Annotated in this window: 19 protein-coding genes and 1 pseudogene; 10 read left to right on the forward strand and 10 right to left on the reverse strand. The window is 61.0% G+C overall.

Annotation, left to right across the window (positions count from 1 at the left end):
- The first annotated feature begins 15 nt into the window (after positions 1–15).
- Positions 16–3,723 carry a trifunctional transcriptional regulator/proline dehydrogenase/L-glutamate gamma-semialdehyde dehydrogenase gene (gene putA / locus AC1D2N_RS17875; RefSeq protein WP_018246007.1) on the forward strand — a complete coding sequence of 1,236 codons (3,708 nt, stop codon included), beginning with the start codon at positions 16–18 and terminating at the stop codon, positions 3,721–3,723.
- A gap of 151 nt (positions 3,724–3,874) precedes the next feature.
- Here the strand turns inward: putA and AC1D2N_RS17880 are convergent, their stop codons facing one another.
- The 4 genes from AC1D2N_RS17880 to AC1D2N_RS17895 all read right to left on the reverse strand — a co-directional run bounded on the left by AC1D2N_RS17880 (position 3,875) and on the right by AC1D2N_RS17895 (position 8,449).
- Positions 3,875–5,071 carry a mandelate racemase/muconate lactonizing enzyme family protein gene (locus AC1D2N_RS17880; RefSeq protein WP_018246006.1) on the reverse strand — a complete coding sequence of 399 codons (1,197 nt, stop codon included), beginning with the start codon at positions 5,069–5,071 and terminating at the stop codon, positions 3,875–3,877.
- Positions 5,072–5,088: 17 nt separating this feature from the next.
- Positions 5,089–6,450, reverse strand: coding sequence for a mandelate racemase/muconate lactonizing enzyme family protein (locus AC1D2N_RS17885; RefSeq protein WP_018246005.1), 1,362 nt, complete (start codon positions 6,448–6,450; stop codon positions 5,089–5,091).
- 68 nt (positions 6,451–6,518) lie between these two features.
- The gene (locus AC1D2N_RS17890; protein WP_018246004.1) at positions 6,519–7,685 is read right to left on the reverse strand and encodes a mandelate racemase/muconate lactonizing enzyme family protein; all 1,167 of its coding nucleotides are present in this window, start codon (positions 7,683–7,685) and stop codon (positions 6,519–6,521) included.
- 53 nt (positions 7,686–7,738) lie between these two features.
- On the reverse strand, positions 7,739–8,449 hold the full coding sequence (locus AC1D2N_RS17895) for a GntR family transcriptional regulator (protein ID WP_018246003.1): 711 nt from the start codon (positions 8,447–8,449) through the stop codon (positions 7,739–7,741).
- A 209-nt stretch (positions 8,450–8,658) separates the two neighbouring features.
- On the opposite strand from AC1D2N_RS17895, the gene AC1D2N_RS17900 reads away from it, so the two are divergent.
- The 7 genes and pseudogenes from AC1D2N_RS17900 to AC1D2N_RS17930 all read left to right on the forward strand — a co-directional run.
- Positions 8,659–10,137, forward strand: a complete 1,479-nt coding sequence (locus AC1D2N_RS17900) for an ABC transporter substrate-binding protein (protein ID WP_018246002.1) — start codon at positions 8,659–8,661, stop codon at positions 10,135–10,137.
- 75 nt (positions 10,138–10,212) lie between these two features.
- Complete coding sequence (locus tag AC1D2N_RS17905; protein ID WP_018246001.1) at positions 10,213–11,172, forward strand: carbohydrate ABC transporter permease; 960 nt, start codon at positions 10,213–10,215, stop codon at positions 11,170–11,172.
- A complete protein-coding gene (locus AC1D2N_RS17910) occupies positions 11,169–12,059 on the forward strand; it encodes a carbohydrate ABC transporter permease (RefSeq protein WP_018246000.1) in 891 nt (296 codons plus the stop codon). Before AC1D2N_RS17905 ends, AC1D2N_RS17910 begins: the two co-directional genes overlap by 4 nt.
- A gap of 10 nt (positions 12,060–12,069) precedes the next feature.
- Positions 12,070–13,167 carry an ABC transporter ATP-binding protein gene (locus AC1D2N_RS17915; protein WP_018245999.1) on the forward strand — a complete coding sequence of 366 codons (1,098 nt, stop codon included), beginning with the start codon at positions 12,070–12,072 and terminating at the stop codon, positions 13,165–13,167.
- A gap of 33 nt (positions 13,168–13,200) precedes the next feature.
- Positions 13,201–14,364: a mandelate racemase/muconate lactonizing enzyme family protein gene (locus AC1D2N_RS17920; RefSeq protein WP_018245998.1), complete on the forward strand. Its 1,164-nt coding sequence runs from the start codon at positions 13,201–13,203 to the stop codon at positions 14,362–14,364.
- 20 nt (positions 14,365–14,384) lie between these two features.
- Positions 14,385–15,134, forward strand: coding sequence for a ribonuclease activity regulator RraA (locus tag AC1D2N_RS17925; protein WP_018245997.1), 750 nt, complete (start codon positions 14,385–14,387; stop codon positions 15,132–15,134).
- Between the two features lie 3 nt (positions 15,135–15,137).
- A pseudogene (locus AC1D2N_RS17930) lies at positions 15,138–15,286 on the forward strand (sugar ABC transporter ATP-binding protein); the annotation flags it as partial.
- An 18-nt stretch (positions 15,287–15,304) separates the two neighbouring features.
- Here the strand turns inward: AC1D2N_RS17930 and AC1D2N_RS17935 are convergent.
- Entirely contained in the window at positions 15,305–15,958 is a 654-nt protein-coding gene (locus tag AC1D2N_RS17935; protein ID WP_164903070.1) for a TetR/AcrR family transcriptional regulator, read from the reverse strand.
- Between the two features lie 67 nt (positions 15,959–16,025).
- Between AC1D2N_RS17935 and AC1D2N_RS17940 the strand changes: the two genes are divergently transcribed.
- Positions 16,026–17,564: an FAD-dependent monooxygenase gene (locus tag AC1D2N_RS17940; protein WP_018245994.1), complete on the forward strand. Its 1,539-nt coding sequence runs from the start codon at positions 16,026–16,028 to the stop codon at positions 17,562–17,564.
- Between the two features lie 172 nt (positions 17,565–17,736).
- On the opposite strand, the gene AC1D2N_RS17945 is transcribed toward AC1D2N_RS17940, so the two are convergent.
- Entirely contained in the window at positions 17,737–18,918 is a 1,182-nt protein-coding gene (locus AC1D2N_RS17945) for an aminotransferase class V-fold PLP-dependent enzyme (RefSeq protein WP_018245993.1), read from the reverse strand.
- 344 nt (positions 18,919–19,262) lie between these two features.
- Positions 19,263–20,588 carry an NAD(P)/FAD-dependent oxidoreductase gene (locus tag AC1D2N_RS17950; protein WP_018517818.1) on the reverse strand — a complete coding sequence of 442 codons (1,326 nt, stop codon included), beginning with the start codon at positions 20,586–20,588 and terminating at the stop codon, positions 19,263–19,265.
- Positions 20,589–20,823: 235 nt separating this feature from the next.
- Between AC1D2N_RS17950 and AC1D2N_RS17955 the strand changes: the two genes are divergently transcribed.
- Positions 20,824–21,300: an Lrp/AsnC family transcriptional regulator gene (locus tag AC1D2N_RS17955; protein ID WP_018445089.1), complete on the forward strand. Its 477-nt coding sequence runs from the start codon at positions 20,824–20,826 to the stop codon at positions 21,298–21,300.
- A 370-nt stretch (positions 21,301–21,670) separates the two neighbouring features.
- Here the strand turns inward: AC1D2N_RS17955 and AC1D2N_RS17960 are convergent, their stop codons facing one another.
- The 3 genes from AC1D2N_RS17960 to AC1D2N_RS17970 are packed head-to-tail and all read right to left on the reverse strand — an operon-like array spanning position 21,671 to position 25,136.
- Positions 21,671–23,326, reverse strand: coding sequence for an ABC transporter ATP-binding protein (locus tag AC1D2N_RS17960; protein WP_018245991.1), 1,656 nt, complete (start codon positions 23,324–23,326; stop codon positions 21,671–21,673).
- Positions 23,323–24,189 carry an ABC transporter permease gene (locus AC1D2N_RS17965; protein WP_018245990.1) on the reverse strand — a complete coding sequence of 289 codons (867 nt, stop codon included), beginning with the start codon at positions 24,187–24,189 and terminating at the stop codon, positions 23,323–23,325. Before AC1D2N_RS17965 ends, AC1D2N_RS17960 begins: the two co-directional genes overlap by 4 nt.
- A complete protein-coding gene (locus tag AC1D2N_RS17970) occupies positions 24,186–25,136 on the reverse strand; it encodes an ABC transporter permease (protein ID WP_018245989.1) in 951 nt (316 codons plus the stop codon). The genes AC1D2N_RS17965 and AC1D2N_RS17970 overlap by 4 nt, the downstream gene beginning before the upstream one ends.
- Positions 25,137–25,145: the final 9 nt, after the last annotated feature.

The following is a 25,145-nucleotide window of genomic DNA, read 5'->3' on the forward strand; positions in this document are numbered from 1 at the left end:
TGAATAGGGACTCCCATGTTGAACGCAGCGCCCCCCTCCACGCCCTCCCATGATCCCGTCGACGGCGCGCCGTTCTCCGGCTTTGCCCCACCGATCCGACCGCAATCCGAACTTCGCCGGGCCATCACGGCAGCCTATCGCCGGCCGGAAACCGAATGCCTGCCGCCGCTCGTTGCCGCAGCGCGTGTCTCCGAGGCAAAACGCTATGACATTCGCAGCACGGCCCGCAGCCTGATTGAGGCGTTGCGCGCCAAGCACAAGGGGACCGGTGTCGAAGGGCTGGTGCAGGAATACTCACTCTCCAGCCAGGAAGGCGTGGCGCTGATGTGCCTCGCCGAAGCGCTGTTGCGCATTCCCGATACCGAAACCCGGGACGCGCTGATCCGCGACAAGATCGCCGAGGGCAACTGGACCTCCCATATCGGTGGCGGAAAATCCATGTTCGTCAACGCCGCCACCTGGGGTCTCGTCGTCACCGGCAAGCTGACCTCGACGGTTAACGACCGAAGCCTGTCGGCAGCTCTGACACGGCTGATCGCGCGCGCCGGCGAGCCGGTCATCCGTCGCGGCGTCGATATGGCGATGCGCATGATGGGCGAGCAGTTCGTCACCGGCGAAACGATCGCAGAGGCGCTGAAGCGCGCCCGCCCGCTGGAAGCGCGTGGTTTCCGCTATTCCTACGACATGCTGGGCGAGGCCGCCACGACGGGCGCTGACGCCGAGCGCTATTACCGGGATTACGAAAAGGCGATTCATGCCATCGGCAAGGCGTCGGACGGGCGCGGCATCTATGACGGCCCGGGCATATCGATCAAGCTTTCGGCCCTGCATCCGCGTTACGTGAGGTCGCAGGCCGGCCGGGTGATGAGCGAGCTGCTGCCGAAGGTCAAGGCGCTGGCCGTTCTCGCCAGGACCTATGATATCGGCCTCAATATCGACGCGGAGGAGGCCGATCGGCTGGAGCTTTCACTCGATCTCCTCGAGGAGCTTTGCTTTGCCCCTGAGCTCACCGGATGGAACGGGCTGGGCTTCGTCGTGCAGGCCTATGGCAAGCGCTGCCCCTTCGTCCTCGACTACATCATCGATCTCGCACGCCGTTCCGGGCGCCGGGTCATGGTCCGTCTCGTCAAGGGCGCCTATTGGGATGCGGAGATCAAGCGCGCCCAGCTGGACGGCCTCGACGACTATCCGGTCTATACCCGCAAGATCTACACCGATGTCGCCTACATCGCCTGCGCGCGCAAGCTGCTCGACGCTCCGGATGCGGTCTTCCCGCAATTTGCCACCCATAATGCGCAGACTCTCGCCACGATCTATCGTCTGGCCGGCCCTGATTTCACCGTCGGCAAATACGAGTTCCAGTGCCTGCATGGCATGGGCGAACCTCTCTATGACGAGGTTGTCGGAAAGGAAAAACTCGACCGGCCATGCCGCATTTATGCGCCTGTGGGAACACATGAGACGCTGCTCGCCTATCTGGTTCGACGTCTTCTGGAAAATGGCGCCAATTCCTCCTTCGTGCACCGCATCTCCGATCCGAATGTCTCGGTCGAGGCCCTGATCGCCGATCCCGCCGAAATCGTCGCAGCCATGCCGGTCGTTGGCGCGCCCCACGCGCAGATCGCCTCGCCGAAGGCTCTTTACGGTAACGCCCGGGCCAATTCCGACGGCCTCGATCTCTCGAATGAGGCCACCCTTTCGGATTTGGCAGAGGCGCTCGCCACCACGGCTGCGACCCTATGGCACGCACTTCCCATCCTTGCCGACGGCTCTACAGATGGGGTGACGCGGGAGGTTCTCAATCCTGCCGATCACCGGGATGTTGTCGGCACGGTGACCGAAGTGAAGGTCGAGGAGGCAGCGCGCATCGTTCGCATGGCTGCGGAGCATGCGCCACAATGGGCCGCCGTGCCGCCGGCCGAGCGTGCCGCCTGTCTCGAGCGTGCGGCCGACATCATGCAGGCCCGCATCAAGACGCTGATGGGCATCGTCATGCGCGAAGCCGGCAAATCCGCGGCCAATGCCGTCGGCGAGGTGCGTGAGGCCATCGATTTCCTGCGCTACTACGCCGAACAGGCGCGCAAGACCCTCGGTCCCTCGCATGCGCCCCTCGGCCCGGTCGTCTGCATCAGCCCGTGGAATTTCCCGCTGGCGATTTTCACCGGGCAGGTCGCCGCAGCCTTGGTGGCCGGCAATCCCGTGCTTGCCAAACCGGCCGGCGTCACGCCGATCATCGCTTCGGAAAGCGTGAAGATCCTCCACGAGGCGGGCGTGCCTGTCGGTGCCTTGCAGTTCGTGCCCGGCAGCGGCCGCCTTGGCGCCGGCATGGTCGGGGCGGAGGAAACGGCAGGCGTCATGTTTACCGGGTCGACCGAAGTTGCCCGCATGATCCAGGCGCAGCTGGCGGAACGGCTGTCAGCAGGCGGCAGGCCGATTCCGCTGATCGCCGAAACGGGCGGTCAGAACGGCATGATCGTCGACTCCTCGGCACTGGCCGAGCAGGTGGTGGCCGACGTCATTGCCTCGGCTTTCGATAGCGCCGGTCAGCGCTGCTCGGCGCTCAGAGTTCTCTGCCTTCAGGACGATGTCGCCGACAGGACCCTCAACATGCTGAAGGGCGCCTTCCGCGAACTGACGATCGGCCGTACCGATCGGCTGAGCATCGACGTCGGCCCAGTCATCAATGACAGCGCAAAGACGGAGATCGACCAGCATATCGAGCATATGCGCGGCTTAGGCCGCAAGGTGGATCAGCTGCCGCTGCCCGAAAGTGCCGCGGCGGGGACCTTCGTTCCGCCGACGATTATCGAAATCAAGTCGCTGTCGGACCTGACGAGGGAGGTCTTCGGACCGGTCCTGCACGTCATCCGCTTCAAGCGAAACGGGCTCGACCGTCTGATCGACGACATCAACGCATCGGGTTATGGGCTCACATTCGGGCTTCACACCCGGCTTGATGAAACGATCGCGCATGTGACCAGCCGCATCAAGGCTGGCAACCTCTACGTCAACCGGAACATCATCGGCGCCGTCGTCGGCGTGCAGCCTTTCGGCGGTCGCGGCTTGTCGGGAACAGGTCCGAAGGCCGGCGGTCCGCTCTATATCGGCCGGTTGGTGCAACGCGCTCCGGTGCCGCCGCAGCAGGATTCCGTTCATACGGACCTCGCCCTTCGCGGCTACATTGTCTGGCTCGATAAGAAGGGCCTGCCGGGCGAGGGGGAGGCGGCGCGTGGATATGCGAGCCGTTCGGCGCTCGGGCTCGAACGCGAACTCACCGGTCCGGTCGGGGAGCTCAATCTCTACGCGCTCCATCCCCGCGGCCGTATACTCCTCGTGCCGCAGACGGAAAGCGGGCTTCATCGCCAGATCGCCGCAGCCCTGTCGACCGGTAACCATATCGTCGTGGACGCGGGTTCCCTATCGAAGTCAGTCCTGGCGGATCTTCCCGCGGCTGTCGCCAGCCGGATTTCCTGGACATCGGATTGGGAAAAGGACGGACCGTTCTCGGGTGCCCTCGTCGAAGGGGATCGCGACAGGGTTCTGGCCGTCAATCAGAAGATCGCTCACCTGCCCGGTCCGCTTCTGCTGGTCCAGGCCGCGACGGCCGAGGAATTGGCGAGCGATCCCGAAGCCTATTGCCTGAATTGGCTGCTGGAGGAGGTGTCGACGTCGATCAACACCGCGGCCGCCGGCGGCAATGCAAGCCTCATGGCCATCGGCTGAGTTGCAATACGAGGGCGCAGAAAATGCGCCCTCGAAACTCCAGACGGGAAAGTGGCTCTCTTCCCGGGATTCAATCTCGATACCTCGGCCTATAAGGGCGACGGGCGGCGATCTGGTCGCGACACGGTATTGTTGGCGTGAGGAGGGAGGTTCAGTCGAAGAAGCCCGCATCCTCTTCCCTGAGATATCTCCTGGCCGCTTCGGCGTCGATATCGAGGCCCAGCCCCGGCGCTTCCAGCAGGTCCACCATACTGTCCTTCACGATCTGCGGTGGCAAGCCGACGACCAGATCCTCCCACCAGGGGTCGCTGGCGCTCGGATATTCGAACGCGATGTAATTTGCGGGCAAGGTGGCGCAGACATTGATCAACGCGCCGAGGCCTAGCAGGCCGTTGGCGACCCCGTGCGGTGCCATCAGGATCGAGTGCATGTAGGCGTGCTCGGCGACCCATTTGAGTTCGGCAATACCGCCAATATCGGCTGGATCTGGGCCGATGACGCGCACCGCCTGCGTCTCGATCAGTTCCTTGAAATTGTGCCGCAGGTAGATCTGCTCACCAGTGTGGATTGGCGTGGAGGTGGAGGTTGTCAGTTCCCGATAGGCCTGCGGATTGACCCACGGCACATAGTCGCCAGTCAGCATGTCCTCGAGCCACATCAAATTGTACTTCTCGACCGCGCGAGCGAACTTGATCGCATCGGGCAGCATCCAGCCCGGACCGCAGTCGAGCGCCAGGCTGACTTTGTCGCCCAGCACTTCCTTCATCGCGATCACGCAGTCGAGCATGTGATTGAAACCGCGCTCGCTGATCACGCCCTGATCCATGGCACCGTGATAGCCGGCCTTCTGCGTCACGCCGTAGTGGAAGCCCTCAATGGTGTCCTTCATGTTGGAGTGGAACGAGATTCCTTGCTTGATCATGAAGAAGTTCTGCGGCTGCTCCATCATCCATTTGACGTCAGCGGCGTAATCCTCCGGCCGGTCGCCCGTGCGTTGCCGGCGGATCGAGCCGTTGTAGACGCGCACCTTGTCGCGCACCTTGCCGCCCAGCAGTTTATAGACGGGCACGCCCGCGGCCTTGCCGGCAATATCCCACAGCGCATGCTCGATAGCGCTTACCGCCGCGCCGTACGGCTTGAAAGAGCCGCGTTGACGGATCTTCAGCATGACTCTCTCGACGTCAGTCGGGTCCTCGCCGATCAGCGCCTCGCGGAAATGCAGTACCCAGGGCTTGAGGTAGGATTTGGTGAACTCGACTTCGCCCAAGCCATGGAGGCCTTCGTCGGTTACGATGCGGACGATCGGGTGTTTGCCGATAACGGCGCAGCGGAGATCGGTGATCTTCATCTTCGTTCCTTTTCGCCTCAGCTCCAGGTGCGATCCCAGGAATACTCATCGTCCCAGTGATCCGTGGGCTGCCAGATGCCGGTGACACCCGGCTGCAGATGCTGCGAGATCACCTCGTCGACGACGTCGTCAATCCCCAGGCCCGGCTTGTCCGGAACAGTGATAAAGCCGTCCTTCACGAGCGGCTTGGGAAGGCCGGTGACGATATCGTCCCACCAGTCGACATCGACAGAGTGGTATTCGAGCGCCATGAAGTTTTCAGTCGCGGTCGCCACATGTGCCGCGGCCATTGCGGCGATTGGACTTTCTGCCATGTGGATGGCCATGGCGACACCACGGTCCTGCGCCATATCTCCGATCTTCTTGGTCTCGAGGATGCCCCCGCTGGTGAGCAGGTCTGGGTGGATAACGGAGATGCCGCCGCTCTTGAGCAGAGGCTCGAAGCCTTCCTTGAGGTATATGTCCTCACCGGTGCAGATCGGCACCGTAGTGGCGTCCTGCAGTTGTCGGTACTGCTCAGTGTACTGCCATGGGATCACATCCTCGAGCCAGGCTGGCACGTATTTTTCAATTCGCCTGGCAAGGCGAATGCCGTTCTGCACTGAGATGTGGCCGATGTGGTCTATGGCGAGCGGAATATCCATGCCGATGACCTCACGAACCTCGGCAATGTATTGCTCAAGGAAGTCGAGGCCCTTGTCGGAAAAGTGCAGGCCGGTAAACGGGTGTGGGACGTTATGCAAATCGTACGCAGCGTTGCGGAGGCGCCGCTCTTCAATGGTCTTCAGCGGGCCGCGGCCGGGGTGGTTGCGGTACCCTTCAAGTGAGCCGGCAGGAGACACGACCGCACCGGGCACATCCGCGATCTGCATCAGCCCCAGATCCATCTTGAGGAAGGTGAACCCGAGCTCCATGCGTTGCTTGAGGCGCCTGCCGGTCTCGGTGCCGCTCGGCACGGTGGCGTCGGTGTCGCAGTAGACGCGCACTTTCTCCCGAAACCGGCCGCCGAGCATCTGGTAGATGGGGACGCCATAGGCCTTGCCGGCAAGATCCCACAACGCGATTTCGACGGCCGATACGCCGCCGCCTTGCCGGCCGTGCCCGCCGAACTGCTTGATCCGGCGAAACAGTCGGTCGATGTTGCAAGGGTTCTCGCCAAGCAACCGGCTCTTCAGCATCAGCGCGTAGGTGGCGCTGGCGCCGTCGCGCACCTCGCCAAGCCCGACGATGCCCTGGTTGGTGTAAATCTTGAGCAGCGCTGAAGTGAACGGCGCGCCGACAATTTCGGCTACCCGCATGTCGGTGATCCGAAGGTCGGATGGCTTGGAATGCGTGTTCACCCGATTGAGCGCCTCGTCGGCTCCATCTGCCTCTGGCATGATTTATCCTCGTTCTGGTCGGCGGGGCTCGTCGTCGCGCATGCTGAGGCGGCGCAGAGCGTTGCTAGCTAGTCCAGCTCTATCTCGTGGTTTTGAAGGTAGTCGCGGTTCATCTCAACGCCGAGACCAGCCTTCGGCGTAAGCTTGAGGCTGCCGTTCGAAACATCGAGTGGTCTGTCGATGAGGTGATCGTATTTGCCGAGATTCCACTCCGACGTTTCGAGTTTGTAGAAGTTAGGAACGGTCATCATCACCTGCGCTCCAGCAACCACGTTGATCGGCCCTGCGGCGTCATGCGGCGAGACCGGGATGTAGTAGGCTTCGCATAGGGCCGAAATCTTCTTGAGTTCGGTAATGCCGCCGGTCCAGGTGACATCAGGCATGATGTAGTCAGCGAGCTTGTTTTCGAGCACCGGCACGAAATCCCACTTCGTGTGGCCGCGCTCGCCCCACGAGATAGCGGCACTGACCTTCTCACGGACCTGCTTGAGGGCATTGAGGCTCTCGGGCGGACAAGGCTCCTCGAACCAGTCGATCTGACCGGCTTCCTCGAGGCTCCGGCAGAGGCGAATGGCGGTGGGAACGTCGAAGCGGCCATGCGCATCGATGAGGATGTCGACATTAGAGCCCGCCGTTTCGCGGATCAGAGCCGTGAGTTCGGCGGCTTCGCGCTCATCCTTGCGGGTCATGCTGCCATCGAGGTAGCCGTCCCGCTGCTCGCGGGACTGTCCATCGGCTGTGCGGCCCTGGTGGGGGAAAGGATCGAACTTGAGCGCAGTGTGGCCGGACTCGACGATGTCTCTAATTTCGCGGACCACAGCCTCCTTGCTGGTGAATTTGGCCTGGTTGGGATGGGTGTAGAGCGCGATTTCATCGCGTACCGGTCCGCCCAACAGCTCGTAAATCGGCTTACCAAGAACTTTGCCGCGGATGTCCCAAAGGGCTATGTCGATGGCGCTTACGCATTCGACTGCGGCGCCGCGACTGCCCATATAGGTGAAGCTGCGGAATATCTTGTGCCACAGATACTCAATACGCGCCGGGTCCTCGCCTGTTACAGCGGCACCGATCTGCCGCAGGATCGTGCAGAGTGCGCGATTGGCGAGCCTTGTCGTGGTGGTGATCTCGCCCCAGCCGCTCACCCCCTCGTCGGTCGTCACTTCGACGAACAGAAACTCTCCCCAATAGGAAGCATCGGATCTGATTAGCCACGGCCGAACGCTGGTGATTTTCATCTCAACTGCCTTTACTGACGTGGTCGGGATAACGATATTCCAGACTGCGTATTCTATCCTGCCCGAGCGGCGTTACGCGCACGCATGTGTTCGAGGATGTGCCGGCCGGAACCCTCGACATGGCGTGCAATGAGTTCGGCTGCCTCGTTCGCATTTCCCGCTTTTACATGTGCGATGAGCTCACGATGCTCGCTAAGGATCGCGGCACGCCGGGCGAGCGTGAAGTTGAAGCGCCGGCTCACGGCTCGAAGCACTTCGCGATGCTTCCACCAAAGCTCGGCGGCATGGCGGTTGTAGTGCTTTTGGTACATTACGGTGTGAAAGGCGGTGTCCAACTCGCTATGTCTCAACGTGTCGGCGAAGTCGTTTTCTTCAATCAGGCCTTGGATGCGTTCGAGTTCAGCAATGTCCTCGACGGTGGCCATATTCACGAACCATCGCGTCAGTGCCGGCTCGATCAAGACTCCGATCTCGTAGATGTCCCGAACAAAATCCTGATCTATGGGCCGCACGCGTGCTCCGCGGTTGGGAACGAGGGTGACAAAGCCTTCCCCGCGCAACAGTTGCAGAGCCTCGCGCACCGGGTTGGTTGAGGTGCCGTGGCGCCGGGCGAGATCGGTGACCACAAGCCGCTCGTTGGCAGCCAGCCGCCCTTCGATGATGTCTTCCCTGATCAGTTGATACAGCGAGGCGCCCTCGCTGGAGGCCCCGAGAGCGTCGATCCCTTCGGGGGGCTTTGCTTTAAAATCGCTTGTTTCGGCCAAGGCTGTCCCCAATCAATACACACATTGATCTCGTTATCACGCGAGATTGCTATAGACAATGTACGATTTGTCTAGTTGACAGGCAATTCGCGATCTGAAAATGTATAAAAATATCGAAGGGATACATTGGCTGAAAGCGTCCCGCGGCCGATGAGCAAAGACCGCTCGCCTCGATGCAGAGCGGCATGGGAGAACCTGGAGGATACCTTATGACGAGGATTTCACTCGGCGGTGCCGTCCTGCGCGGCACTGTCTCCACTGCTTTGATGGTATCGCTGATGTCCGCGTCGGCGCTGGGTGCGCCGGTCGACTTGAGCAAGTGGTCGCCGGAATATGTCCGCTCCATTGCCGGCACGCAGGATTTTGACACGGCGGGCGATTGCGCCAAGGTCACGCCGCTCGACTACAAGGGGCGACTGACTTTCTGGTATCAGGGCGTGTTCGAGGGCGACCCCGACCTCCTGCGCCAGTATTACAAGGAGTTCTTCGAGACCTTCCGCAAAACCTATCCAAACATCCAGCTTGAGGAACAAGCCCTCACCTATAACGACCTTCTGGACAAGTTCCGGACCGCGCTCTTGGGTAATGCAGCGCCCATGGCGGTCCGCCTGCAAATCCTGGGTGGCACCGAGTTCGCCTCAAAGGGCTATCTGCAGCCGCTCAAACCCGAGGATGTTGGGTATTCGACCGAGGACTTCTGGCCCGGCGCAATGAAGGCCGTGACCTGGGAGGATGTGACCTACGGCATTCCAACCAACAACGAGACGATGGCGTTCATCTGGAACGCCGACATCTTCAAGCGTGCAGGCCTGGATCCGGACAAGGCTCCGGCAACCTGGGACGACGTCGTCAAGTATTCCAAGCAGATCCACGACAAGCTCGGCATTGCCGGTTACGGCCTCGTGGCTCGCAAGAATGCCGGCAATACGCCGTATCGCTTCATGCCGCAGCTGTGGGCCTATGGCGGAGGCGTCTTCGACGAAGCTACCGCGAGCCCGACCTATAAGCAGGTCGAGCTCAATAGCCCGCAGAGCAAGGCGGCGCTGCAAGCCTCGTACGATATGTATGTTCGCGACAAGTCGGTTCCGGTTTCGGCGCTCACCAACCAGCAGGCCGACAACCAGCCCCTCTTCCTCGGTGGCCAGCTCGGCATGATGATCTCGCACCCGTCCGACTACAACGTTATGCTCGACCTGCAGAAAAAGGCGACGGCTACCGACAAGGACAAGGCGCAGACCGTCATCGACAACATGCGTTACGGCCTGATTCCGACTGGCCCCGACGGCAAGCGTGCTGTCGTGTTTGGCGGCTCGAACATTCACATCCTGAAGCCCGAATATGTCGAGGGCGGCAAGGTAGACGAGCCGGCCGCAAAGGCTATCATCTGCATGTGGACGAGCCCTGAATGGTCGCTGAAGATGGCCTATGCCGGCTCGAACCCGGGAAACCTTAACGGCTTCAAGACCAAATGGATGAAGGAGCGTCTGGAGAACATCAAGTTCCTTGATGTCACGACCTCGATGCTGCCATACGGCATCCCGTTCCCGGCGCTGCCGCAGTCCCCCGAGATCATGAATATCATCGTCCCGGACATGCTGCAGAATGCCCTGACCGGAGCCATGACCGTCGACCAAGCAGCGGACGACGCGGCCAAGAAGGTAAAAGACCTGATGGACGGCGGACTCTAGACCAAGCCTGACCACGATCTGACCGGCTGCGCCAAGAGTGCGGCCGGTTGTTCCGAAGAATAAGGGCACGCCACGGTGACGATCTTGATCGGCAAGGCAGAGGCTAGCCGGAGACTGCAACCCGATAGGTCCGGTGTGCTGCGAAAGATTTGGGAGCATCGCGCCGACTACGCGTACGTGCTCCCTGCGATCGCCGTGATGCTCATCGTCATAGCCTATCCGATTTACTACACGATCGAGCTGTCGTTCTTTAATACGCCGCCTGGCCTGCAGCTCCGGGACAAGATTTTCATCGGCCTCGGCAACTACACCGCCATCCTCACAAGTCCGGTGTTCTGGAAGGTCACCTCGAACACTCTGATCTGGACATTGGGATCCACTTTCATCTCATTTGTCCTGGGGTTTGCCTGCGCCCTGGCGCTTCATCGCGACTTTGTCGGCCGCGGCATCCTGCGGGCGATCCTGATCATTCCCTGGGTCATCAGCGCGGTCGCCGCGTCCTATATCTGGAAGTGGATCTACCATTCAGACTTTGGGATTATCGGCGCGGTGCTGGTCGGCCTCGGATTGGCCGACAGGCCGCCGAATTTCATCGACAGCGTCAGCACAGTGCTGCCCTCCCTGATCGTCGTCAATATCTGGCGGGAGTTTCCGTTTGCCATGATCATGATGATGGCTGGCCTGCAGACGGTTCCCGATCAGTTGCTGCGCGCCGCAAGAGTCGACGGAGCCAATGCATGGCAGCGGTTTTGGCACGTCACCTTCCCGCATTTGAGAAACGTCTCGACGGTGACGATCCTTCTGCTGGCAGTGGCCAACTTCAATTCATTCATCATCCCCTGGATCATGACCGGCGGCGGGCCGTCGAACGCATCGCATATCTGGATCACTCACATCTATGAGCTCGCCTTCGGCCGCCAGCGCTGGGGGGTGGCATCGGCCTATTCGGTGCTGCTGTTCCTGATCCTGATGTCGCTCGGCTACTTCTACGTCCGTGCTCTAAGCGGCAACGAGCGGAAGGATGGGACCGCATGAACACGATTGCCGAGACTGCTCCTCGAGGCCAGGCCCGTCGCCGTATGCGCATCGACGGATGGCGGTGGGGCGGACGCATCTTCCTCGCGTTCATGCTGCTTTACACCGCGTTGCCGATGGTCTGGATGCTGATCACCTCGATCAAGTCCGGCTTCGCGGCCATGCAATTCCCGCCGCAATGGTGGCCTGACCAACCCACCCTTGACAGCTACCAGAAGCTGCTCGATCCGCAAAACAGCGTCGGCCAGGACTTCCTTCGTTTCTTCTGGAACAGCCTTTTCGTCTCCACTGCCACGACCATCCTTTCGGTGATCGTGGCGGTTCCTGCGGCCTACGCGTTTTCGCGCTTCACCTTCCCGGGCCGGAACTTTCTGTTCTTCGCCGTCTTGCTTCGCAATATGTTTCCGGCTGTGATCTTTCTCGTGCCGCTCTTCATCCTGATGCGCGCGATCGGGCTGGTGAACACGCATGGATCGCTCATTCTCACCTACCTCACATTCGGCCTGCCGCTGGCAATCTGGCTCCTCAAGGGCTTCTACGACAACATCCCGGTGCAGCTCGAGCAGGCGGCGCGCATCGACGGAGCGACGCGGTTCCAGGCCTTTGTCCTGATCGTGATGCCGCTCTCGGCGCCAGGAATCATCGCCACGGCGATCTATTCCTTCATCGGCGCGTGGAACGAGTACATCTACGCCTACACGTTCCTCTCCAAGAACGACCAGTTGACACTGCCGGTCGGTATCCAGCGCTTCTTCTCGGAAAATACGACGGACTTTCCGGGCCTGATGGCGGCCAGCTTTATGATGAGCGTGCCCGTCGTGGTCCTGTTCCTCGTCCTGCAACGATACTTCGTACGCGCCCTGACAGAAGGCGCCGTTAAGCACTAGGGAGTTGCCGGTGGCCCACGTGGTCCTCAAAGATCTTGTCAAGACCTATGGCAGCTTCAAAGCTGTCAACGATGTTTCGCTGACGGTCAATGACGGCGAATTCGTTGCGCTCGTCGGCCCTTCAGGCTGCGGCAAAACAACCACGCTCAATCTTGTAGCGGGGCTGATCCCCATCACATCGGGCGACATCGTCATCGGGGACCGGGTGGTCAACGACCTCGACCCCAAGGACCGGGACATCGCAATGGTGTTCCAGAATTACGCGCTCTATCCGCAAAAATCGGTCTATAAAAACCTGGCGTTCCCGCTGCAGATGCGCAAACTGCCAAGGGACGAGATCGACAGGAAGGTCAAGGAAGCAGCGCGAGTGCTCGACATGACGCAACTGCTCGAGCGCAAGCCGCGCGAACTTTCGGGCGGGCAACAGCAGCGTGTGGCCTTGGGCCGCGCCCTCGTTCGAGATCCGGCGGTATTCCTGATGGACGAACCACTCTCCAACCTCGACGCGAAGCTGCGCGTGCAGATGCGGTCGGAGATCAAGCGCTTCCACCAGGACCTCAAGGCAACGATCATCTATGTGACGCACGACCAACTCGAAGCTGTGACCATGGCCGACAGGATGGCGGTGATGAACGGCGGCTACCTGCAGCAATACGATTCACCGGCGCAGGTCTTTGCCCATCCGGTGAACATGTTCGTCGCCAGCTTCATCGGCAGCCCGGCGATGAGCCTTGTTCCGCTGGAGGCATCAACGGCAAGCGGCAATACAGTGTTGACCAGCGCGGAGGGCTGGCGCCTCGAGCTCTCGCCACACAACGCCCAGAAGGTCGCGAGGGCAACCACCAAGAAAGTCGTGCTCGGCGCACGTCACTCGACGATCAAGCTGCATAAGAGTGCGGTGCCAGGAAGCATTCCTGCCAAGGCCTACACGGTGGAGCCGACCGGCGACGTCACCTTCGTACAGGCGTTCCTGTCTGGCGCCATCGTCAACGTCAGCGTGCCGCCGACCATTGCCGTTGCGCCCGACGAGCCGATTTGGCTCGAGTTTGACCAGGAGCGGATGCATCTGTTCGACGGCGAAACAGAAATGGCCCTCAAGGCCAACTGAGACAGAGCCGATGCGTCTGGAACGAGGGTGGGGATGACTACGAAGCTTAAAATCACCGCGATCAAGCCCTATCCAGTATGGGTAGGAACGCGCAACCAGATGCTCGTCAAGGTCGAGACCGACAACGGCATCTTCGGATGGGGCGAGAGCGGCTTGAGCGGTCGCGAGAAGGCCGTGGCCGGCGCGATCGAGCACTATCGCGAGTTTCTCATCGGCCGCGACCCGATGCAGATTGGTCGGATCTGGCAAGAAGTTTATCGCAGCCAATACTTCGAAGGCGGGCGCGTTCTGCAGGCGGCAATTTCCGCCATCGACATTGCCCTTCATGACATCAAGGGCAAGGCGCTGGGGGTGCCGGCCTACGATCTGTTGGGCGGCAAGCAGCGCGACCGCATTCCTACCTTCGCCTCGACCGGTGACGAGGCCGAGGGCGATGTTGCCATCGAACGAGCCCGCGAACTACGCGCACAGGGGTGGCAGACGATCCGCTTCTTTCCCATCGGGCAAAACAGCAAGGACATCTTTGAGCCGCGCGAATCGATCGGCGCTACAGCAAGCATGCTGAACAAGGCGCGCGAGGCGCTGGGCGACGACGTCGTCCTCGGCATCGACTATCATCATCGGCTTTCGGTGGCAGAGGCGGCGAGCTTCTGCAACAAGCTCGGCCGTGGCGTGCTTGATTTCCTCGAGGAGCCGATACGAGACGAGACACCGGAGGCCTACGAATCCCTGCGCACGATGACCGACATCCCGTTTGCCATCGGCGAGGAATTTGCCAGCAAGTGGCAGTTCCTGCCCTACATCGAGCGCGGCATCCATCAGTTCAACCGGCTCGATGTTTGCAATGTTGGCGGGCTCACTGAAGCGATGAAGGTAGCTGGCTGGAGCGAGGCGCACTATGTGGACCTGATGCCGCACAATCCCCTTGGCCCAATCTGCACGGCCGCGACCATCCATCTCGCCGCCGCGGTGCCGAATTTCGCCTGGCTCGAGACCAGGGTGCCCGAAACAAAGCTGGGCTTCGACAATTCCGACTTCTTCCCCGTGCAACCACGGCTCGACGGCCCCGACTATCCGGTCAGCGATCTGCCGGGGCTCGGCGTCGAGGTCAACGAAGAGGCGGTCAAGGCCGAGAGCTTTCGTTTCTGGGAAGCGCCTCACCTGAAGCGCCGCGACGGTTCTGTTACGAACTGGTAGTTCATCCACCGGAGTCTAAAATGACCCATACTCCCGACATTACGCGACCGCCCAAAGAGCTGATCGACGCACTGAAGGAAATCGGCGCCGCGACGGTTGCCGGCACGCTTGGCCACATGGGCTTCCGCAATCCGCACATGGTCGGTCCCGTGCCGCAGAACCGCGGGAAGTCGATTGTCGGGCCGGCGCTGACTCTCCAGTTCATGCCGCAGCGGCCGGACCTCTTCACCGAGGGAGAATATGCCGATCCGGAGACGCAGTTGCACAGGCACGTGCTCTATCACGCGCAGGAGGGCGATGTGGTCGTGGTCGACGCGCGCGGCGACATGAGCTCGGGTGTCTTTGGCGATATGATGTCGACGTATTTTAAAGGCAGAGGCGGCGCTGGCATCGTAATCGACGGGTGCATGCGCGATCGGCCCAATGTCGACAAGCTAGATCTCCCCCTATGGCTGCGTGGCTGGACTCCCAACTACCATGTGCAGACCAGCATCTATCCCAATGCCGTCAACGTTCCGATTGCCTGCGGCGGTGTCACGGTCATCCCCGGAGACATCATCGTCGCCGACGACGACGGGGTGGTGGTGCTTCCAGTCGCAATGGCCTCGAAGGTAATCGAAGAGTCGCAAAAGCATCACGATTGGGAGGAGTTCTCCCGAGTGAAGCTTATGGAGGGCGGGTCGTTACAGCGCTACTATCCGCTGCATGACGATGCCCGCGGAGAGTACGAAGAGTGGCGCAAAACAAACCGCTTGGAGAACCGAAGTTAGCCTAACCTCTTCGAGGGTGGCATCAGCGACGGCGGCTTCCGTATCGACGGCGGTGTTCGCTGCCGTTTCCGCCGCAATTGAGCCAAAGCGCGGCGCGCACTTGCGGCATCCGCCCGGAAGACCTCAACATTGCGGAGACGGGCATTCCGGCCCCACCAGAGGGTGATTGCTCAGGCATAAGGTGTGCCTGCCAGAGCAGCGTTCAGGCCGGTAGTTCCCTTATCTACAGCGGCGAGAAAGACGGCTTTTGCTTCCTCTGTATCTTGCCTCTGCCGAAAGGTCCGGTGAGCCTGGATAAAGCCCACGGTCCACGTCGCCAGGAGAATACCGGCCGCCAGATGGGCATCAGGATCATCAGGTTTTCGGCCGACGCCTTCGGATAGCGCCACCGCGACGACGTGGGCGATCTCGTCGCGAATTGCCCTCGCCCGAGCCTTGAGGGTGTCGCTGGCCTCGATCGTCTCGATGAAGCTTTGGCTCCTAGCAGTAAATCGGAGGTAAGGGCTCTCCTCCGCAACCAGATGATGAGCGAGCAGACGTAACGTCTCGATCGGAGAGACGCTGGGATGGCGCTGCCGCAGAGCTTCGCGCAGCATCTCGCGACCCTCCTCGTCGCGATCGAAGAACATGTCCTCCTTGCGGGGAAAGTGATTGAACACCGTCATCCGTCCGACATCGGCGGCTGCCGCGATCTCATCGACCGTCACATGATCGAAGCCCCGCTCCAGGAAGAGGCGCGTGGCGACGTTGGAGATGCCTTGTCGCGTGGCGAGGCGCTTACGGGATCGCCGGTCCGGTGGCATTGAGTCCGATGGCATTGACATGTTGTCTCTGATTGCGCATTTATTTATGTACTGAGTACATATTGATATCCAGTATATGGAATGTGAGATGGAAAAACAAGTTGATGTTGTTGTTGTGGGCGCAGGACCGGTCGGACTCCTGACCGCCATCGAGCTGACTTTGTCAGGCGTGCGCGTCCTCGTGCTGGAGCGTCTGGCGTCGGCCAGTATGGCCATGAAGGCAATGTCGCTCGGGCCGCTTGGAAGCGAGGCACTCCAGCGTCGTGGGATGGCTGCGGCCATCGCCGCCGCGGAAGCGCAGAGCCTCGCGGCGATGAAGCAGTTCGCCGAGCAGGCCGGGGCGGAGCTGCGTGGCCGGTCGTCCAAATTCAGCGGTCATTTCGCTGGCCTGCCTCTTATCCGAAAGGACGCGCAGAAAGAGCCGGAACGGCGTGCTCACGCAGTGGATCAACCTAGCCTCGAAGCCATGCTGGCCGATCGCGCCCGCGCTCTTGGGATCGAGGTGCGCCGCGCCTTTGACGTTACCGGCTTCGTGCAGCAGGCGGACGGCATTGACGTGGAGTTGAGAGCTCCGACAGGCGCAGGCCAAATCGGCTGCTCCTACCTCGTTGGATGCGACGGCGGGCGTAGCCTCATCCGCAAGATGGCCGGCTTTGAGTTCCCCGGCACAGCCCCAAGCCTGACGTTCTACCAGGCCGTCGCCGAGATCGATCATCCCGAACGCCTGCTGCCGATTGGCTGGAATCGCACATCGGGTGGCGTATTTTCCTACTGGCCCTTCCCCGGTCGACTGTTCATGCTCGACTTCAGCGGTCCGCCTGAAGATCGGCAAGCGCCGGTCACAGCTGAGGAGATCGAAGCCGTACTGCGCCGCATCAGCGGCACGGATGTCCGCGTGAAAGCGCTCGAAAGCGGCAGCCGATGGACTGACAACACCCGGCTTGCCGATAGCTACCGCCGCGGCAGGGTGCTGCTTGCCGGCGATGCGGCGCATGTCCATTCGCCGTTTGGTGGTCAGGGCTTGAGCCTCGGGCTGGTGGATGCTGCAAATCTCGGCTGGAAGCTCGCGGCGGTCATTCGCGGCGACATGCCGGAAAGCCTGCTCGATACCTACACGGCCGAGCGGCGACCCGTCGCCGAAGCCGTTCTAGCCAACACCCGTGCCCAGGTCGCCATCCTGCGGCCCGATCCACAGGCGGGTGCGATGCGGGACATCGTGGCGAACCTCATGCAATTCGACAACGTCAACCGGTTCATCGGCGAGATGATGAGCGGCCTTTCCACCCGCTACGATCTCGGCTCGGAGCTGGACGAGGTCGGGCGGCTGATCGGCGACAGGTCGATTAGCGACGGCGATGCCGCCGTCTCGCTCTATGATCTGATGCAGGATGGCATGGGCGTTCTTCTCGACGCCTCGCCTGAGCGGACGGCGTCCAGGCTCGTTGCAGCCAGCAAGCAGAGGATACGTTGCGTCGCCGTCGATCGGGGCCCCTCGATGCTGATCCGTCCCGACGCTTGCATTGCTTGGATCGGCGAAGAGAACAATACGGACGGATTGGAGGAAACGCTCGGTGGCTGGTTCACGCCAACGCGAGATGATGGGTCTATGCAGCGATCCGGACAGTGATCATTTCTGCCGCAGTTCGAGGTTCGAGTGGGGCTGGCCGAGCCGCATTTTCGGGCAAGATGGCGATCTCGCCGATCCCCGGCACGATATCCCTGGTCTCCTGAGGACGTTATCTTTGCTGGCTGAGAGGTGTCGATGCCGGCGCCTCTATCTTCAGGAACGGGCTTCCGGTTCAAGCCAACGCATTTCTGAGCGCGCTGACGAACATGTCAAGGTCACTCTTCAGCATATATATATGCGGCGAAACCCGCAGACCTTCGACATGCTCGACTTGGCGATATTTCGTGTGGATTTGGTATTTCTCTCGAAGAGTGTTCTCCAGTTTTTTCATGTCGGTGTTGTCGATTGAAAACAGGCATATTGCACCTAGGCTCTCAGTGTCGGTCCGCGTGTGAAGCCTGAAGCCGGGAATGTCGCGAGCCTGACCGACCCAGTGTCGAGTGAGTTCGCGCAGTCGGACGTGCATCCTGTCTGCGCCGATTTCCCGATGGAATTGGATCGCCGGTTTAATTCCGGCCTGAATTGCGGAATTATAGGTACCCAGATTCCAGTGATCGAACTTGTCTATGTTCATTGCGGGTTGGTCGAAGGGCGCCAGCAGAGGCCAAGTTCGGTCGATCTGGCGTCGGTTGACGATCAGCATTCCGTTGCCGACAGGTGCGCCGAGCCATTTGTGAAGGCTCGTGATAAAGAAATCGCAATCCAGTTGCCGAAAACTGACCGGCATTTGAGCGAACGTCTGGGCGCCATCGACTATCGTGATGATGTTGCGCTCCCGCGCGATCCGGCAGAGTCGCTCGATGGGAAGAACGCGTCCATTCCAGTGATACATATGCGTCAGTTGCAGGACGCAAGTCCGGGGCGTCATCGCTTCCACATAGGCATCAATGATATCCTCGTCGCTGTCCATGATATCGAAGGCGCAGTTCACGACCTCGATTCCGTCGCGGTGATGCCGTTGCAGCCATCCGGCACGGACGCTCGGATAGTCCCAGTTCGAGATCAACACCTGGTCGCCCTTGGTCAGCGGTATTCCAAAAATCGCCGCTGAAAGTCCTTCCGAGGAATTCCGGTTGAGCGCAATCTCGTCTGGCGTGCAATCTATCAACTCGGCCAAATCACGCTTGATACCGGGCAGCGCAGCATCGAGGTTGCTCCACATGTTATAGTCAGGATTGCGGCTGATGAAGCGATAGGCGTCAATCGTGGCCTCCTGTACCGCTATCGTTGGCGGGCTGACGGCAGCGTTGTTCAAATTCAGGAGCGGTTCCTGGGCAGGGTATTGGGCGCGGACGCGCTCCCACAATTCCTCGCCCTTGGTTTCGGCCTTCAGATCTGGAGCAAAGAGGTTCATGAAAGCTATTCCTTTTCGGGCAGTTCATTGACCCCTCGATGCTAGGCGGACCGAGCCGGCGTAATCCGCCTATCCTGCATCCCCACGCAGAACTTAATACCGAATGTCGATGATTGCCAAAACGATGCAACACCATGTCGTCACTCTGCGTGCCGCGCCAAAATTTAAGCAGCAATTCAAAGCATTACAGCGCCGACGCTAGAACGTCCGGAAATTCGTTCCCCTATCCGAGGGCCTTTACATGCCGGAAATTTCGCATTCTCGTCCGCTAGGGCGGCGTGTCTTACCTTGAGGACACCGGCTTGCGGCACGCCATGGTCGAATGCCTGCGAGCCATTCCACCTTCAGAAGTCGGCGACTTTGCCCCAGGCCGATCTCTGGAACCGCTCCGGGTGATAAGGCCGGGGATCGACGATCGGCGTGTCACCGGTGGCGATATCGGCGATCAGATGACCGGCGCCGGGACCGATTCCGAAGCCGTGGCCGCTGAAACCGGCGGCGAGAATGAAGCCTGGAACGGTGGTGATCTCACCGATTCCCGGCACCCCATCGGGGGTGCTATCCACATAACCGGCCCAGACGGCACTGACATTTGTGTTCCTCAGGGCAGGCAGGAGTTCAAGCGCGCGCGAATGGGTAAGCCGAATTGTTCTTTGGTCGACCTTCGGATCGAGGATGCGCATTCGTTCCATCGGAGTGGGTGCGTCCAATCGCCATCGCGCCAGGGTTTCGTGCCCAGACCTGAATCCCTCCAATCCGCCTAGCGCGAGGCTTCTCCAACGCCGGACGAACATTGGCAGAAATTGAGGCGCGTAACGGAATTGCTGCGGCGTCAAGTCGACACGCCCGCCACCACTGATCGCCAATGTGTAGCCGCCATCGCCGCGACGCGTAACGGAGACCGCAGATGTGTGCAGCGCGTCCGGCAGGCCGCTTGCTCCTGGGGACACGGAGAGGATCGAGGAGCGCACCGAGGCTTGCGGAAACCGAATGCCGAGCTGGCGGCAGAAGGAGGAGGCCCAGGCGCCGCCGGCAAGGATCGCGATTTTCGTGCGGATCGTGCCATGTTCCGTGACGACGCCCGAGAGCCTGCCGCCTTCGATGTCGATGCCGCGGGCCGCACAGGACTGATGCACCGTGCCGCCGAGTGTCAGAATCGCACGTGCAACGGCCGGCGCAGCACTCGCCGGATCGGCGATGCCGTCGGTCGGTGAAAACACCCCGCCCTTCCATGAGGCGCCGGTGGCACGCCCGCGTTCGGTCGCTTCGGCGCTGCTCAGCATGTGCGTCGTGACGCCGACCGAGCGGGCGAAATCGCGCCAGCGTGCCCAGCCGGACAGTTCATCGTCGCTATTGCTGAGATAGAAGAGACCGCAGCGACGGAAGCCCGTATCCTCACCGGTCTCAGTGGCGAAGCGCTCCCACAAATCGAGGCTCTTCGTCGACATCGGCAGTTCGCGGGCGTCGCGGTTCTGCTGGCGGCACCAGCCCCAGTTGCGGCTCGATTGTTCGGCGCCGATGAGGCCCTTCTCGACGAGGGCGACCTTCAATCCGCGCCGGGTGAGATAATAGGCCGCAAAAACGCCGACGATGCCGCCGCCGATTACCACCACATCGGCGGTGGAAGGAAGTTCCGGCGTGGTGGCGACGCGATTGAGCGGTGCGGGCATGGGACAGTCTCCGTTTCAGGCGTAGTCTAGCGGATCCAAAGCTACGGCTTTGCTGGAGATCGGTTGGTGACAGCAGAAGATTCCGTCTTGGCAGGATGCCAGCAGCGGTTTGTGCTTCGGCCTGTCCCGCAACGCGGTCGACACGTCTGACTTATGTGTTAAGGTCGATGTCGGGAATACGGCAGCATAATCTGCTGCGTCATTGGCGATCTCGAGCAAGTGAGGGCCGTGTGAGATGAAACTCGACCGGATCGACGTAAAAATTCTCTACGAACTGCAGAAGAATGGCCGCGTCACCAATGTGGAGCTCGCCGAACTGGTCAATCTGTCGCCTAGCCCCTGCTTGATGCGGGTGAAGAAGCTGCAGTCGGAAGGCTATATCGAAGGCTATTCGGCCCAGATCAACGTCAGCAAACTCGGGCAGACGCTGACGGTGTTTACCGAGATCACCCTGAAGAACCACCGGCAAATCGACTTCGCCCGCTTCCTGGCGGCGATCGAGAAGGTCGATCAGGTGATCGAATGTCATCTGGTTTCGGGCGGCTACGATTATCTGCTGAAATTCGTCACCGCCGGCATCGACGAATATCAGACGATCATGGAGCGGCTTACCGACCTGGACGTCGGTATCGATAAGTATTTCAGCTTCGTCGTCCTGAAATCGCCGATCGTCAAAGCCCACATGCCGCTTACCACCTTGTTTCCGCTTTAGCCGGCGAGAAGGACCGCGGCCGGGCCCCGCTCCTGATCCGCAAACTCCCCTTGGCCGAGCGTCCCAACGCAATCTCTCAGGGTTCCAGACCGACCTCACCCGTTGCATCTCTCCGATCTAATCGGTCCTGCGCAGATGCCGATTCTCTGTCGCAGGTTGTTCTCCCTATAATTAAAGCTTCATACTGGTTGGAAGGACTTGCGACAGAATTTCGGGCTTTCTTTCCGAAGCCATATTCGCTGCCACTTGCAGATCTTGTGCCGTGGAGCCCAGGCTTTTCAACATGACCTGCCCGGGTGCGCGCCGGGTCTGGCAAGCGTCTTGCTTGTGGTTTCGAGGAGGGCAGCGCGGTAACACCTGGAAGCGGCGGTCAGTGCCGGCAATAGGCCCGCACCAGTTCCGGATCCTGCTGGAGCCCATCGAGCCAGGCCGGATCGAGCGTCGGCACCGACGAGAAGAGCAGCTGCGAATAGGGATGTTGCGGCGTCTTCACTGTCGAGGATGTGATTTCCTCGACCTTACGGCCTCCATACATCACGACGATCTCGTCGCAGATCGCCTCCACCACCGAGAGGTCGTGGCTGATGAAGATATAGGAGAGGCCGAGTTCGCGCTGCAATTCCTTGAGCAGGTCGATGACCGCTGCGGCGACCACCGTGTCGAGCGCCGAGGTGATCTCGTCGCAGAGGATCAGCTTCGGATCGGCGGCGAGCGCCCGGGCGAAGTTGACGCGCTGTTTCTGTCCGCCCGAGAGCTCTCCCGGCCGGTGATGACGCAGATTGCGAGGCAGGCGCACCATGTCGAGCAGTTGATCGATCCGGGCGTTCCGCATCTTTCGATCCATGCCGTGGTAAAAGACCAAGGGCCTGTCGAGGATCTCCTCAACCGATTTCGCCGGGTTGAGTGCGGTATCGGCATATTGGAAAACGATCTGCATCTCGCGCAACTGGTCGCGCGAGCGCTCGCGAGCGCTGCGACGCAGTTCCGTGCCGTCGAAGACGATCTTGCCGACCGCGGCCGGCAGGATGCCGGCGATGGTGCGGGCGAGCGTCGACTTGCCGCAACCGGATTCTCCGATGATGCCGAGATTACGGCCTTTTTCCACCTTCAGGCTCACGTGCTCGACCGCGCGAACGAGCGGCAGGCCGTCAGCCTGACGCTGTCCATAGCCGGCTACGAGATCTTCGATCCTCAGCAGTGGAGCCGTCGCGGGTTCGGCGGGGCCAGCTGCGCCGCGCGGTTTCGGTTCGAAGGCTGCAAGCAGCTCCCTGGTATAGGGGTGCTTCGCGTTGTTGAGGATCTCTTCGGTGGTGCCGGTTTCCTGGGTCTCTCCGCCTTTCAAGACCACGATGCGGTCGGCGATCTGCGCGACGACGGCAAGGTCGTGCGAGACATAAACGCCTGATATGCCGCCCTTCTTCATCACCGACTTGAAAGCACGCAGCACTTCGATCTGGGTCGTCACGTCGAGCGCCGTCGTCGGCTCGTCAAAGATGACGAGGGTCGGGTCGCCGATCAGCGCCATGGCGGCGGCCAGACGCTGCAGCTGGCCACCGGAAACCTGATGCGGATAACGGCTGCCGATCGTCTCGGGTTCCGGCAGCGACAGCGCCCGGAAGAGCTCGACTGCCCGGGCACGCGCATCGTCCGGCGACATCAGCTGATGAATACGCGTGACTTCGATCACCTGGTCCATGATCGATGTGGCGGGATTGAAGGCGGCGGCCGCCGATTGCGGGACATAGGCGACTTCGGTGCCGCGCACCTTGGCGCGCTGCTTCTCGCTGAGCCTGACCATGTCCTTGCCGCCGACCGAAACGCTGCCGCCGGAGATGCGACAGCCCGCGCGGGTATGGCCCATGAGGGTCAGGGCGATCGTTGTCTTGCCCGAGCCGCTCTCCCCGATCAGCGCGACGATCTCGCCCTCGGCAACATCGAGGCTGACACCCTTGATGATCTCGACGCGGCGACCGGAATCGGTGGTGGCCTCGACCTTCAGGTCACGGATTTCTATGAAATTGCTCATGACGTGCTCCGGTCGCGAATTTTCTGCGGCAGATTGTCTATCAGCAGGTTGACGCTGATCGTCAGGCTGGCGATGGCAAGCGAGGGAAACATCACCGCCGGCGCACCAAACGGCAGGCCGCCGATATTCTCGCGCACCAGCGCACCCCAATCGGCATAGGGCGGCTGGACGCCAAGGCCGAGGAAGGAAAGCCCGGAGAGCAGCAAAACGATGAAGACGAAGCGGATGCCGAGATCGGCAAGAACCGGCCCGACGATGTTGGGCAGGATTTCCGAGCGAATGAGATAGAGGGTGCTTTCGCCACGGATGCGCGCGACCGTGATAAAATCCATCGCATTGATGTTGACGGCGAGCGCCCGGGCGAAGCGGTAGGCGCCGGGGATGTAGATGACCGACAGCGTCATTATCAGAACAGGGACCGAGGAGCCGACGGCAGCGACAACCACCAGACCGAACAGCTTGCTCGGGATGGAGTTGAGAGCGTCGAGGAAGCGGCTGAGGATCGTGTCCAGCCAGCCGCCGGCGACCGCTGCGATCATGCCGAGCACGACGCCGCTGAAGCAGGCGATCGTCACCGCCGCTAGCGAGATGCCGACCGTATAGCGCGCGCCCATCAGAATTCGCGAGAGCATGTCGCGGCCGAGATAATCGGAGCCGAACCAGAGTTCCCGGCTCATCGGGCCGAAATAGTCGAGATCGACGATCTCGCCGACGGGGTAGGGGATTATCAACGGCGCAAAGATCGCGACGAGCGCCCACGCGAGGATGATGGTAAGGCCGATCGCGCCGACGATGTTGAAGCGATAGCCAAACCGGGTTCCGGACAGCCGGCCGGAAGCGGTTTCGGAACGGGTCATGGTCATCGGAGCCTCGGGTTGGAAAGGATGGCGATGATATCGGCGATGGTGATCAGCAGCAGGTAGCCAAGGCAGAAGATCATCGCGCAGCTCTGGATCAGCGGCAGGTCGCGGGTGGCGACGGCATCCAGCATCAGCTTGGCGATACCGGGGTAGTTGAAAATGGTCTCGACGATGATGACGCCTCCGAGCAGATAGGACAGCGAAAGCGCAACGGCATTGACGATCGGGCCGAGCGCATTGGGCAGTGCATGGCGAAACACAATGCGCGGCCGGGAGGCGCCTTTGAGCAATGCCATCTCGACATAGGGCGTGTTGAGCGTCTCGATAACAGCTGCGCGCGTCATGCGGATCATCTGGGCCGAGACGACGAAGGTGAGGGTGATCACCGGCATGGCATAGACGCGCAACAGGTCGGTCATACTATGGACCTCATTGGCGAAAGAAAGCGCCGGCAGCCATTTCAGGTAGACGGCGAAGATGAGCGCGGCGGAGGTCGCGACCATGAACTCCGGTACGGAGATGACGCCGATCGTGATCACCGTGACAATCCGATCGTAAAGGGTGCCGCGCAGCATCGCCGCAGTGATCCCGAGCGTGAGCGCGATCGGCACGGAGAAAAGCGCGGTGACGCCGGCAAGTTTCAGCGTGTTGACGAAGCGACCGGCAATGAGAGCGGCGATCGGCATTTCGTTGGCATAGGAGGTGCCGAGGTCGCCCTGCAGCAGCCCGACTAACCAGCGCAGGAAACGAAAGAGCGCTGGTTCGTCGAGATGCATGGCCTTGCGCAGGCCTTCGACAGCTTCCGGCGTGGCGGCTTGGCCGAGCAGGATCGTCGCCGTATCTCCGGGCAACAGCGTCGTCGCGAAGAAGACGGCAAAGGAGACGATCACCAGGGTGATCAAGGCGACGAACAATCTGCTCAGTACAAGGGATAAGACCTGGCTATTCACGGGCGTCTT

The organism is Rhizobium sp. P1_B8 (assembly GCF_056406515.1).